Origin of the sequence: Natronococcus sp. (assembly GCF_047921035.1) — an archaeon.
Lineage (GTDB): Archaea > Halobacteriota > Halobacteria > Halobacteriales > Natrialbaceae > Natronococcus.
The window spans coordinates 25,179-38,062 of the sequence record NZ_JBLRWX010000004.1 but is presented as its reverse complement, the minus strand read 5'-3'; the positions used below and the strand labels follow the sequence as shown (position 1 = coordinate 38,062).

10 protein-coding genes and 1 tRNA gene are annotated in these 12,884 nt (G+C 68.7%); 8 read left to right on the top strand and 3 right to left on the bottom strand.

Features of this window, described 5'->3' with window-relative positions:
• Positions 1-30 precede the first annotated feature (30 nt).
• From ACNA7R_RS01790 to ACNA7R_RS01760, 7 genes are all read left to right on the top strand, one after another.
• On the top strand, positions 31-1,008 hold the full coding sequence (locus ACNA7R_RS01790; RefSeq protein ID WP_416281821.1) for an LLM class flavin-dependent oxidoreductase: 978 nt from the start codon (positions 31-33) through the stop codon (positions 1,006-1,008).
• Positions 1,009-1,243: 235 nt separating this feature from the next.
• Positions 1,244-2,377 carry a quinolinate synthase NadA gene (gene nadA / locus ACNA7R_RS01785; RefSeq protein ID WP_416281820.1) on the top strand — a complete coding sequence of 378 codons (1,134 nt, stop codon included), beginning with the start codon at positions 1,244-1,246 and terminating at the stop codon, positions 2,375-2,377.
• Between the two features lie 6 nt (positions 2,378-2,383).
• A complete protein-coding gene (locus ACNA7R_RS01780; protein ID WP_416281819.1) occupies positions 2,384-3,904 on the top strand; it encodes an L-aspartate oxidase in 1,521 nt (506 codons plus the stop codon).
• A 2-nt stretch (positions 3,905-3,906) separates the two neighbouring features.
• Positions 3,907-4,731: a carboxylating nicotinate-nucleotide diphosphorylase gene (gene nadC / locus ACNA7R_RS01775; RefSeq protein ID WP_416281817.1), complete on the top strand. Its 825-nt coding sequence runs from the start codon at positions 3,907-3,909 to the stop codon at positions 4,729-4,731.
• Between the two features lie 60 nt (positions 4,732-4,791).
• Complete coding sequence (locus ACNA7R_RS01770) at positions 4,792-5,487, top strand: RNA 2'-phosphotransferase (protein WP_416281816.1); 696 nt, start codon at positions 4,792-4,794, stop codon at positions 5,485-5,487.
• Between the two features lie 87 nt (positions 5,488-5,574).
• A complete protein-coding gene (locus ACNA7R_RS01765) occupies positions 5,575-7,071 on the top strand; it encodes an aldehyde dehydrogenase family protein (protein WP_416281815.1) in 1,497 nt (498 codons plus the stop codon).
• 175 nt (positions 7,072-7,246) lie between these two features.
• Positions 7,247-10,321, top strand: a complete 3,075-nt coding sequence (locus tag ACNA7R_RS01760; RefSeq protein WP_416281814.1) for a PAS domain S-box protein — start codon at positions 7,247-7,249, stop codon at positions 10,319-10,321.
• A gap of 373 nt (positions 10,322-10,694) precedes the next feature.
• On the opposite strand, the gene ACNA7R_RS01755 is transcribed toward ACNA7R_RS01760, so the two are convergent.
• Positions 10,695-10,778: transfer RNA gene (locus ACNA7R_RS01755), tRNA-Leu, on the bottom strand.
• Between the two features lie 124 nt (positions 10,779-10,902).
• Here ACNA7R_RS01755 and ACNA7R_RS01750 point away from each other — a divergent pair.
• Positions 10,903-11,424: an OsmC family protein gene (locus tag ACNA7R_RS01750; RefSeq protein ID WP_416281813.1), complete on the top strand. Its 522-nt coding sequence runs from the start codon at positions 10,903-10,905 to the stop codon at positions 11,422-11,424.
• Positions 11,425-11,461: 37 nt separating this feature from the next.
• On the opposite strand, the gene ACNA7R_RS01745 is transcribed toward ACNA7R_RS01750, so the two are convergent.
• Positions 11,462-11,800: a ferredoxin gene (locus ACNA7R_RS01745; protein WP_416281812.1), complete on the bottom strand. Its 339-nt coding sequence runs from the start codon at positions 11,798-11,800 to the stop codon at positions 11,462-11,464.
• 58 nt (positions 11,801-11,858) lie between these two features.
• Entirely contained in the window at positions 11,859-12,815 is a 957-nt protein-coding gene (locus tag ACNA7R_RS01740) for an oxidoreductase (protein WP_416281811.1), read from the bottom strand.
• Between the last annotated feature and the right edge of the window lie 69 nt (positions 12,816-12,884).

The following is a 12,884-nucleotide window of genomic DNA, read 5'->3' as shown; positions in this document are numbered from 1 at the left end:
CTTTTGTCCCCGCCGGTCGTCGGGTCGCCTATGAAGATCGGACTGCTGGCGACGAGCACCGACGAACTGGAGGACGTGGACGTGGCCGTTCGGGCCGAGGAGCAAGGGTACGACGACGTCTGGCTGCCCGAACTCTGGGGCGAGAGCGGGGTCGTCCAAGCGACCGAGATCGCGACCCGGACCGAGGAGATCGGGATCCGGTCGGCGATCTTCAACGTCTACTCGCGCTCGCCGGCCGTGCTCGCGATGACCGCGGCCTCGCTGCAGCGGGTCTCCGACGGGCGGTTCGCGCTCGGCGTGGGAACGAGTACGTCGAAGGCCGTCGAGGACCTCCACGGCGCCGCGTTCGACCGCCCGGTGCGACGCGCCCACGAGACGATCGAGATCGTCCGGGCGTACACCGCTGGCGAGGGACGCGTCGACTACGACGGCGAGTTACTCGAAGTGAGCGACTTCCCCTCCCTCGAGACGCCCGTCCCGATCTACCACGCCGGGCTGGGGCCGGCGAACCGCCGGGTCGTCGGCCGGCTCGCCGACGGCTGGATCCCGCACAACATTCCCTTCTCGGGGCTCGAGGACGCCTTCGAGGAGGTCGCGAAGGCGGCCCGGGAGCGCGAGCGCGACCCCGGCGAGATCACCGTCGCCCCGTACGTCCCCACGGCCGTCGCCGAGGACCTCGAGACGGCCCGCGACGCCGTCCGCCAGCACCTCGCCTACTACGTCGGCAGCGGCGAGGGGTATCGGCGGGCCGTCGGGACCGTCTTCCCCGACGAGGCCGAGCGGGTCGCCGCGGCGTGGAGCGAGGGGAACAGGGGGGAGGCCGCCGACGCCGTCACCGACGAGATGGTCGCCGACCTCGGCGTGGCCGGGACGCCCGAGGACGCCGAGGAACGGCTCGAGGCGCTCGTCGCCGACACCGTGATCGACCATCCGATCGTCGTCGTCCCCGACCCCGCCTCGAGCGAGGTCACGGAGCTGACACTCGAGACGCTCGCGCCCGATCGGTAGCGGACCGAAAGTCGAGTCGAGCCGCCGCCTCCGTCCCGTCGCGACGACCGGCGGTCGGCGTCCGGTGACCCGTTTTCGCGGTCTCGAGCGCGCAGTCGCCGGTTCGCTCCGCGAGGGGTCGCTCTCCGGTATTCTCGAGGAGTATTGTGTAGTGGTGCATCGCCAGTAATCGGTATTGAAGGAAAAGTTTATTCGATACTCCCTAATGAGGTACTTTCAGCTACGGTAGATCAGAATGGCAGAGATGCAAACAACGGAATTCGAAACGGACCTGAGCTTGTTCAAGTACGACACGCTTGAACAACTTCCCACTGAATACCGGGATCTCGAAAAGAACGAGCGAACGGAACGGATCGAGGCTGCGCTCGAGGCGCTCGGCGACGACGTCGTGATCCTCGGACACAACTACCAGCGACGCGAGATCGTCGAACACGCCGACTTCGTCGGCGACTCCTACGGGCTCTCGCGCGAGGCGGCGAACACCGACGCCGAGTACGTGATCTTCGGCGGCGTGACGTTCATGGCCGAGAGCGCCGACATCATCACCGACGACGACCAGACGGTGATCCTGCCGAGTATGGAGGCGTCCTGTCCGATGGCCGGGATGGCCGAGGCGCTGCAGGTCGACGCCGCCTGGGCCGAGATCACGGCGGCCGCACCCGACGCCGAGATCGTCCCGATCACGTACATGAACTCCTACGCGGACCTGAAGGCGTTCTGTGCGAGCCAGGGCGGGCTGGTCTGTACCTCCTCGAACGCACACCGCGCCTTCGAGTGGGCCCTCGAGCGCGGCGACAAGGTCCTCTTTCTCCCCGACAAACACCTCGGAGAGAATACGGCCCACCGGCTGGGGATGGCCGACGAGACCGTCACGTGGGATCCGTGGGATCCCGAGGAAAAAGACGCCGAGGAGGTCGCCGATCGGGACCTGATCCTCTGGAACGGCTACTGCCAGGTCCACGAGCGCTTCGAGGAGACCCACGTCGAGCGAGTTCGGGAGGAGTACCCGGACGCGAACGTGGTCGTCCACCCCGAGTGCCGCCGCGAGGTCGTCGAGGCCGCCGACGTCGTCGGCTCGACGGCGACGATCCGCGAGACGATCGCGAACGCCGAGCCCGGCGAGACGTGGGCGATCGGCACCGAGATCCACCTCGCCGAGCACCTGCAACGGTGGCACCCCGAGGTCGAGGTCGTCCCGCTGTGTGGCGACGCCTGCATGGACTGCAACGCCATGCGCCAGATCGATCCCAACTACCTCGCGTGGGTCCTCGAGGAGCTCGTCGCGGGCCGGGAGCGCAACGCCATCGAGGTCGCCCCCGAGGAGAAGGAACTGGCCGAACTGGCCCTCGATCGCATGCTCGAGCTCTGATCGACCATGCCCGAGACACCACCCCACGACACCGCGGACGTCCTCGTCGTCGGCAGCGGCATCGCGGGCTGTGCGGCCGCGCTGGCCGCGGCCCGCGAGGGGAGCGACGTCCGCCTCGTGACCAAAGCCACCCGACCCGCCGACGCCAGCACCGACCGGGCACAGGGCGGGATCTCGGTCGCTCGCGGCGATCCCGACTCGGTCAAAGCGGACGTTCTCGCAGCCAGCGACGACACGGCCGACCCCACTGCCGTCGACGTCCTCGTCGAGAACGCCGACGACGCGGTCGCCGATGTGCTCCTCGAGACCCTCGAGATCCCCTTCGACGAGCGCACAGACGGCGAGTTCGACTACGCCCGCGAGGCGGCCCACTCCGAACGGCGCATTCTCCACGTCGACGCCGCGACGGGGACTCACGTTCTGCGTCCGTTCCTGAACTACGTCGACGGCCACGAGCGCATCGAGGTTCGCCAGGACACCGCTGCCCTCGAGCTCGTCACCCACGAGGGGCGGGTTCACGGCGTTCTCACGGACGAGGCCTCGACCGGTAACCCGATCTACGCCGGCGCGACCGTCCTCGCCACCGGCGGGATCGGCGCGCTCTACGGTCGCTCGACCAACCCCGACGGCGCGACGGGCGACGGGATCGCGATGGCCGCGCTTGCGGGCGCCGACGTCGCGGACCTCGAGTACGTGCAGTTCCACCCGACCGCCTTCGACGAGGACGAGCCGTTCCTGCTCTCGGAAGCCCTCCGCGGCGAGGACGCCGTCCTCCGCAACGGCGACGGGAGGCGGTTCATGGCGGAGTACCACCCCGACGCCGAACTCGCGCCGCGGGACGTCGTCGCCCGCGCCGTCGAGCGCGAGCGTGAGGCGACCGGGGAGGTCGTCCTCGACGTGAGCCCGCTCGAGTTCGAGTCGGCGTTTCCGACCATCGCCGAGCGGTGTCGCGAGCGCGGGCTCGAGGGCGACGAGATCCCCGTCGCCCCCTGCGAGCACTTCCTGTGTGGCGGGATCGACGTCGACGACCGCGGGCGGACGAGCCTCGAGGGACTGTACGCCGTCGGCGAGTGTGCCTGCACCGGCGTCCACGGCGCGAACCGACTGGCGAGCACGAGCCTGCTCGAGGGGCTGGTCTGGGGGCTCCGGGCCGGCGAGGATGGTGCCGCAAGCGGCGACGAACCCCGGATCGTCGAGGCGCCCACCCTCCGCGACAGCGACCCCGTCCTCCCCGACCGGTTCGCCGCCGAGAAGTTTACCCGGCTCCAGGGGACGATGGACGACTACCTCGGCCTCGAGCGCGACCCCGAGGGGATCGCCCGCGCGAGCGCCGCCCTCCGGCGGCTCAAGGGCGAGGTCGACGCCTACACCCGCACGCGGACCTCGCGGAAGCTCTACGAACTCCGGAACGCCTGCGTCACCGCCCTGCTGATCGCGCGGGCCGCGGGCGAGAACGGGGAGTCGCGGGGCTGTCACCACCTCGTGACGGACGAATCGACGGCGGCCGAATCCACGGCGGACGACTGACCATGATTACGGACTCACAGGTCGAACGCTGGCTCTGCGAGGACGTCGGCCACCACGACGTCACGAACCGGGTACCCGGCGAGACGATCGGGCGTCTCGTCGCGAAAGAACGGGGGATCGCCGCGGGGCTCGAGGCCGCGACGGCCGTCTTCGACTACCTGGACGTCGCGGTGCTCGAGGCGCTCGAGCCCGGCGCTCGAGTCGAGCCCGGCGACGCGGTTCTCCAGGTGGAGGGCCCCGCGCGGGAGGTGCTCCGGGGCGAGCGCGTCGCCGTCAACCTCGCCGGGCACGCCTCGGGAATCGCGACGCGAACCCGCGAGGCGGTCGACGCGGCCCGCGAAGGGCGACGGGTCGACGAGGACGTTCGGATCGCCGCGACCCGAAAGACCACCCCCGGGCTGCGGGCCCTCGAGAAGCGGGCCGTCGTCGCCGGCGGGGGCGATACCCACCGCCTCGACTGCTCGCACATGGTGATGGTCAAGGACAACCACGTCGCCGAGCTGGGCCTCGAAGACGCCGTCTCGCGGTTCCGGGAGCGGGCGTCGTTCACGACGAAGATCGAAGTCGAGGTCGAGACGCCGGGTGACGCGCCCCGTGCCGTTGAGGCCGGCGCCGACGTCGTCCTGCTCGACAACATGTCCCCCGCACGGACTCGGGAGGGCGTCGACCTGCTCGCCGACCGCGAGGGCGTGCTGACGGAGGCCAGCGGCGGGATCGGACTCGAGGACGTCGCCGACTACGCCGCGACGGGCGTCGACGTGATCTCGATGGGGTCGCTGACCCACTCGGCGCCCGCGCTGGATCTGTCCCTCCGAACCGGCTCGTAGCCGCCGTGGGGCGCAGCTCCGCGCACGACCTTTTTTGTCCTCGAGCGCTCACCGACCGCCGTGACCGAGCCGATCCGAACCTGTCCGGACCACGGGCCGTTCGCGACCGACGACGGAACCTGCCCCCGCTGTGGCGCCAGCGGGACGGAGTTACTCTCGGGGGAGCGACGGCGCCGGCTCTCGAAGTTTACGAGCGGCGCGCTGCGACACTTCCCCGACGACGCCGGCCTCGAGCTCGACGACCGGGGCTGGACGGAGTACGACGAGGTCGTCGCCGCGGTCGAGCGGAAGTACGACTGGGCGGGCGCCGACCACGTCGCGGCCGTGATCGCGACCGATCCGAAGGGGCGGTTCGAACGCACCCGCGGAACGGGCTCGACCGACGACGACAGCAACGACCGCGTTCGGGCCGCCTACGGCCACTCCGTCGACGTCGACCTCGAGCCGACCGACGCGCCCGTCCCCGACGAACTCTACCACGGCACTGCCACGGAGCACCTCGAGTCGATCCGCGAGTCGGGCCTGCGGCCGATGTCCCGCCAGCACGTCCACCTCTCGGGGAGTCCCGACGAAGCCCGCCGCGTCGGGAGCCGTCGTACCGACGACCCCGTCGTCCTCGCCGTCGACGCCGCGGGAATGCTCGCGGACGGCCGTCGGATCACGAAGCGCGGCCGCGAGACGTACACGACGGACCGGGTACCACCGTCGTACCTCGCCGAGCACGGCGCCGAGTCGGCGTCCGGCGATGATCGGTAGCACCGAAGACACGAGGGGCCTCGGGCGCCCAACGGCGTTGCAGATGCGGGTCGGTGGCTTATCCATCCCGTCGGGGTAGCTCGGGCTATGACGGACGAACTCCACCTGGCACCCGACGCGGGCTGGAACGCGCTGTACCTGGGCGGCGAGTGGGTCGATCCCGGCGATCGGGAGTCGATCGCGGTCGAGAACCCCTACACGCGCGAGGAGGTCGCGACCGTCCCGGCGGGAACGACCGACGACGTCGACCGGGCCTACGAGCGGGCCCGCGAGGCCCAGGAGTCCTGGGCCGAACAGCCCCCGCAGCGGCGGGCGGAGCTGGTGTCGGCCGCCCTCGAGTTCGTCGGCGACAACCGCGAGGAGATCGCGGAGCTGCTGGCCGTCGAGTCCGGCAGCACCCGGACGAAAAGCGAGGCCGAACTCCAGACCGCTCGCGGGATGATGCAGGAGGCCGCGAGCTACCCGTTCCGGATGCAGGGCCAGCACGCGGAGTCGACGATTCCCGGCAAGGAGAACGTCGTCGAGCGCCGGCCGGTCGGCGTCGTCGGCGTCATCTCGCCGTGGAACTTCCCGCTCCATCTGTCGATGCGCGCGGTCGCGCCGGCGCTGGCGGCCGGCAACGGCGTCGTCCTCAAGCCGGCCTCGAACACGCCGATCACCGGCGGCCTGCTGCTCGCGCGGATCTTCGAGGAAGCCGGCGTCCCCGAGGGGCTGCTCAGCGTCGTTCCCGGCCGAGGTTCGGAGATCGGCGACGAGATGGCGGGCCACGAGATTCCCCGCGTGCTCGCCTTTACGGGCTCGACCCCGATCGGGCAGGGCGTCGCCGAGCTGGCCGCGGGAAACAACGCGTTGCCGGCCCTCGAGCTGGGCGGCAACAACGTCCACGTCGTCACCGAGCACGCCGACCTCGAGCGGGCGGTCGACGGCGGCGTCTTCGGTTCGTTCCTGCATCAGGGCCAGGCCTGCATCTCGATCAACCGCCACCTCGTCCACGAGTCGGTCTACGACGAGTACGTCGACGCGCTCGCCGACCGCGCCGCGAGCCTGCCGACGGGCGATCCCACCGACGATGACACGGTCATCGGACCGATCATCGACGCGGACCAGCGCGACCAGATCGTCGAGTTCGTCGAGGAGACCGTCGAGGCGGGCGCGACCCTCGAGACGGGCGGCGAGACGGCCGCGATCGACGACATCGACGACTCGCTGGTCGTCGAACCGACCGTCCTCTCGGACGCGAGCAACGACATGGCCGCGGCCTGTAACGAACACTTCGGCCCCGTCGCGCCCGTGATTCCTTACTCGAGCGACGAGGAGGCGATCGAACTCGCCAACGACACGATCCACGGCCTGTCGGGGTCGGTCCACAGCGAGGACCTCGCGCAGGCCCGACGGATCGCCGACGGGATCGACACCGGGATGGTCCACATCAACGACCAGCCGATCAACGACGAACCCCACGTCCCCTTCGGCGGCGTGAAGCAGTCGGGGCTGGGTCGGTACAACGGCGAGTCGATCCTCGAGGAGCTGACGACGACGAAGTGGGTCTCGATCCAGCGCGAACCGCGGGAGTACCCGTTCTAGCGGGGGAACCCGTCGCCAGCTCCGGAGGGCGAGCCCGGCGAGGACGAGGCCGTGCCGGTTCCGGCTTCGATCGTCGATTCTCGGCTCGCGAATCGCTGGATAGACGGCCTCCGTTTGCGGACTGCTATCAGGTGCCGACAGGAACCTTATCCGTTTCACCGACCATTGCGTGGACATGAGTACGGGAGCGAGTCCCGACGAGGGGGACGGACGGCTCTGGGGGAGCGTCGACGACGACGCGGCACTCGAGCGGTATCGGACGCTCGTCGGTGCGATCGACGACGGCGTCTATCAACTCGATGCGGAGGGGAGCTTCGTCGCGGTCAACGACGTCATCGTCGAGATAACGGGCTACGAACGGGACGAACTCCTGGGGGAACACGTCTCGCTGATTCTGGACAACGACGACGTATCAGCCATCGAGAGCGCGGTGTCGGCCCGTCTCGAGGGAACGAACGATGGAATCGAAACGTTCGAACTGGGCGTTCGGGCCGCCACCGACGAGGTCGTCCCGTGCGGACTTCGGGTCAATCCGCTCGCGGACGACGGCGAGTTCCGGGGCGCGATCGGCGTGGTGCGGGACCGAACCGAGCCGAACCGACGGCTGGAATCGTTCGAGTCGCCGGACGCGCCGTCGAATCCCGTCACCGACGTCCTCGACGAGGCCGACATCGGCGTCTTCGTCCTCGACGACGAGTTCGAGGTCGCCTGGGCCGACGAGACCGTCGAACGGTACTTCGGACTGGATCGGGACGCGATCGTCGGCCGCGACAAACGGACGCTGGTGGAGGAAACGGTAAAACACGAACTCGAGGATCCGGAACGGTTCGCGGAGACCGTGTTGGCCACCTACGACGACAACAGCTACATCGAGCGCTTCGAGTGTCGCGTCACGGCGGGCGACGGTCGCGACGGGCGGTGGCTCGAACACTACAGCAAACCGATCGAGTCGGGTCGGTACGCCGGCGGACGGATCGAGTTCTACTACGACATCACCGACAGAAAACGCTCGGAGAGCGCCCTCCGGGAGAGCAGAGAGGAGTTTCGCTCCCTGGTCGACGCGATCGAGGAGTACGCGATCTTCCGGCTGGATCCGGACGGTCGCGTCATCAGCTGGAATACGGGCGCCGAGCGGATCAAGGGGTACGACCGCGAGGAGATCCTCGGCGAGGAGTTCTCGGTCTTCTACACGCCCGAGGACCGCGCGGCGGGCGTTCCCGAGCGGAACCTCGAGCGAGCGACCGAGCGCGGTTCGGTCGAGGACGAGGGGTGGCGCGTCCGCGCGGACGGCTCGCAGTTCTGGGCGAACGTCACCATCACGCCGATTCGGGACGCCGACGGCACCCACCGGGGCTACCTGAAAGTGACCCGGGACATAACCGAGCGCCGACGGCGCGAACAGCGACTCGAGAGCGAACTCGAGGAGGTCTTCGGACGGATCTCCGACGCGTTCTACGCGGTCGACGAAGAGTTTCGGTTTACCCACGTCAACGACCGCGCCGAGGAGCTCCTCCAGCACTCCGCGGACGAACTGCTCGGCGAACGCCTCTGGGACGTCTTCCCGTCCGCCGCCGAACTCGACGAGGTCTGGGACGCGTTCCACGCGGCACGGGAGTCCCAGGAGGCGACCAGCTACGAACTCTACTACGACACGCTCGGGTTCTGGGTCGAGGCGAACCTCTACCCCTCCGAAACCGGCATCTCGGTCTACTTCCGTGACGTCACCGAACGCAAGGAGCGCGAAGAGTACCTGGAGGACGCCAAGGAACAGCTCGAGGCCGCGACCGAGGCCGGTGCGGTCGGCACCTGGGAGTGGGACGTCGACGAGGACGCGTTCGTCGCCGGCGCCTCCTTCGCGCGAACGTTCGGACTCGATCCGGAGCGGGCACGAGAGGGGCTCCCGCTCGAGCGGGTGCTGTCGTCGATCCACGAGGACGACCGCGACCGGGTCGCCGCGCGGATCGAGGACGTCCTCGAAACCGGCGGCGAGTACGAGGCGGAGTACCGGGTCCGGAACGCCGACGGCGAGATCCGCTGGGTCTTCGCTCGCGGCCACGTCGAGTGCGACGAGGACGGGAACGCCGAGACGTTCCCCGGTGCGCTCACCGACATCACCGAGCGCAAACGGGCCGAACTCGAGGCCGAAAACCAGCGCCGGCAACTCGAGACGCTGTTTCGAGTGTTGCCCGTCGGCGCCGTGGTTGCGGACGGGGAGGAGGCGCTGATCAGGGCGAACGCCACGGCCAAAGAGATCTGGGGCGGCGACGTCTTCGACGCCGACTCCGTTGCCGAGTACGAGAAGTACACCGCCGTCTGGGCCGACTCCGGCGAGCCGGTCGAACTCGAAGAGCGGACGATGTCCCAGGTGCTCCGCGGGGAGGAGGTGACCGAACCGAACGTCTACGAGATCCGGACGTTCGACGGAGAACGGCGAATCGTCATGGAACACGGGATGCCGGTCAGGGACGAACGTGGCGACGTGCGTCGCGCGGTCGTTACGGTTACGGATATCACCGAGCGCCGCGAGTACCAGCGGAAACTCGAGGAGACGATCGAGCAACTCCAGACCTCGAACGAACGCCTCGAAGACTTCGCGTACGCGGCCTCCCACGATCTCCAGGAGCCGCTGCGGATGGTCTCGAGCTACCTGCGGCTGATCGAGGACCGCTACGGCGACGCCCTCGATACGGACGGCGAGGAGTTTCTGGAGTTCGCCATCGACGGCGCGGATCGGATGCGAAACATGATCGACGGCCTGCTCGCGTACTCCCGCGTCGAAACGAAGGGCGATCCCTTCGAGCCGACCGACCTCGAGGACGTCGTCGACGACGTCCTCGCGGACCTCCAACTTCGGCTCGAGGAGAGCGGTGCCGACGTGACGGTCGAAACCCTCCCCCGGGTGAACGGCGACGCGGGCCAGTTGCGGCAGGTGTTTCAGAACCTGCTCGAGAACGCGATCGAATACAGCGGCGACGAGCCGCCGACGATCCGCGTCGACGCCGAGCGACTGGACGGGACGTGGAAGATCGCGGTCCGCGACGAGGGAATCGGGATCGATCCAGACGATCAGGAGCGCGTGTTCGAGGTCTTCCAGCGCCTCCACGACCGCGGCGAACACGAGGGAATGGGGATCGGGCTGGCGCTCTGTCAGCGGATCGTCGAGCGCCACGACGGCGAGATCTGGATCGACTCCGAACCCGGAGCGGGGACGACGGTCTTCGTTACGCTCCCATCGGTCGACGGGTCGTAGCGGCCCGTCGATCGTCGAAGGGAATCGCGTCGACGGATGCTCTCGAGTCGGGACCTCGGGAAGCACGCTCCCGCGTCTCGCGCGTCTCGTTCGGAGGTGCCGGCGTAGCCGGTTCGCTCGAGGCGGGGCTCGTCGATTTTTTGAACTGCGGGGGAAGAGGATTCGAACCACGACCGAGAACCTGCTCCCTCCGCTCGCAGGACCCGGTCTGATCCGAATCCTTCAGTTCGATCGCTGTCGCGAGCAACTCACGAGCGACAGCGGTGCGAGGGAAGGGATTCGAACCACGCGAAACGCTCGCTCTCGCTCGCGTTTCTCTCGTTCAAATCCCTCCGTCCGATTCCCGCTGCTCGCGAGTTGCTCGCAGCGGAAATGCGAGGGAAGGGATTCGAACCCTCGGACCCCTACGGGAGCGGGTCTTAAGCCCACCGCCGTTGGCCTGCTTGGCTACCCTCGCACAGAAGCGCGCTCGAGGGTAGTCGCCGTGCTGGAATGTGTGTTTCGGTGTTCGCTCGCTCCTCGCTTCGGTCGGCCGACGTCGGAGCGTAGTTATTTGAGAAGTGACCGAGTATCGAGAGTGTATGAGTGAGAGTAACTTGCAGGAGGAGCAGGAACCGTTGAAGGCCGAGTACGAGGAGAACCCGGAGTCGGCACGGATCACGCTGACCGCGACTGGGGAAGAGCAGGGCGACAGCCGGAGCTGTAGCGTAGACATCGGCCGGGCGATCTACGAGGCCGAACTCCACGAGGGCGCCGGCGGCCCCGGCACGGGGGCCTGCTCGGGCGACCTGCTGCTGGGCGCGCTGGCGGCGTGCTCGCAGCTCACCGCCCAGGCCGTCGCCGAGAACTTCGGCCTCGAGCTCGACGTCTCCGTCGAGGCCAGCGGCGACCTCGACCTCCGCGGGACGATGGGCGTCGACGAGGACGCACCCGTCGGTTTCGAAGATATCCGCCTCGAGGTCACCGTCGACGGCGACGTCGACGACGAGACGAAGGCCGCGCTGCAGAAGTACACCGAACGGTACTGCGTCGTCTACCAGACGCTCGCGGAGCCGTCGACCCTCGAGACCGAGTGGACGTTCCGGGAGGGCGAGGGGAACTGATCGAGCGAGCGACGGCCGCGTCGAGGCTGCGCCGTCGCTACCAGTCGACGCTCAGCGTGCCGTCGCCGTGGGGATTCGGGGCGATCTCCTCGTCCGTGCGGCGGTCGATCACGTGGATGCAGCCGTCGTCCTTCTTCGCCGGGCAGACCTCGGCGGCACGGACGTTGTGCTCGAGGTCCTCCTCGCCGAAGAAGTAGGCCGTCGGCTGAGCGATCCCCGACTCGATGGACATTTGCCAGTTGTCGCTGACCTCGGCGCACTTGCCCGCGCCGAAACACTTGTTGGCCTCGAAGACGATCTTGTACGGTTTCTCCGAGACCGGGGGCGCGTCCGCGGAGCCGACGTCGCTCGCGTGCGTGATCTCCTCGTCGCTCATTGCCTAGGGGTTCGACCGGATCGTCTTTCCCGTTGCGGTCGACTCGAGGATCGAGCGGTCAGCCCCTCGCCGGCACGCGGGCTTTCGGCCGCGGCAGGTCGTAGCTGACGCCCGTCAGATCGCTCGAGACCGCCCACAGCCAGCGGGCCGTCTCCTCGTCGTAGGATCGCTCCGAGGAGGCCTGGCGCTCGGGCGGGCCGCGCATGTTCCCGAATCCGCCGGGACCGTAGTAGGCGCCGCCCTCAGCTTCGAGCGCGGTCGCGGCGTACAGCGTCGGCAACGCGCCGTCCGCGGACGGCTGGGCGACCACCGCGTTCAGGAGCTTCATCGCCGCCATCCGGAGCCGGCTGCCCCGCTGTTCGGGGCCCCGATACTGCAGGTTCGTGTTTGCGTAGCCCGGATGCACCGCCATGCTGTCGGCGTTCAGCCCGGCCGTGAGGAACCGACGCTCGAGTTCGTACGCGAACAGCACGTTCGCCAGTTTCGACTGGGCGTAGGCGCTCCACTCGTCGTAGGAGCGCTCGCCGTGGAGATCCTCGAACTGGATCTCACCCCGCTCGTGGACGGCGCTCGAGACGGTGACCACTCGAGCGGGCTCGTCGCCGTCGGTCGCGAGGTTCTCGAGGAGCAGGCCGGTCAGCGCGAAGTGTCCGAGGTGGTTGACGCCGAACTGGGTCTCGAACCCGTCTTCGGTCTCCGAACGGGGGATCGCCATGACGCCGGCGTTGTTGATCAGGACGTCGATCTCGACGTCGTCGAGCCGATCGGCGAAGGCCCGAACCGACTCGAGATCGGCCAGATCGCACTCCTCGACGCGGAGGTCGGCGTCGGGTGCGTCCCGCCGAACGTCGCGCGCCGCCTGTTCGGCTCGATCGGTGTCTCGGCAGGCCATGATCACCCGAGCGCCGTTGCGGGCGAGTTCGCGGGTCGTCTCGAGGCCGATGCCGCTGTTGGCGCCCGTGACGACGATCGTCCGGCCGCTCTGATCGGGGATGTCCGCAGCCGTCCAGTTCATACGACAGCCAGGGGAGCCGCCCCCCTAAGCGTAGCCGTTGCATCGTTTGGCCGAGCCGGGGATCGGTTC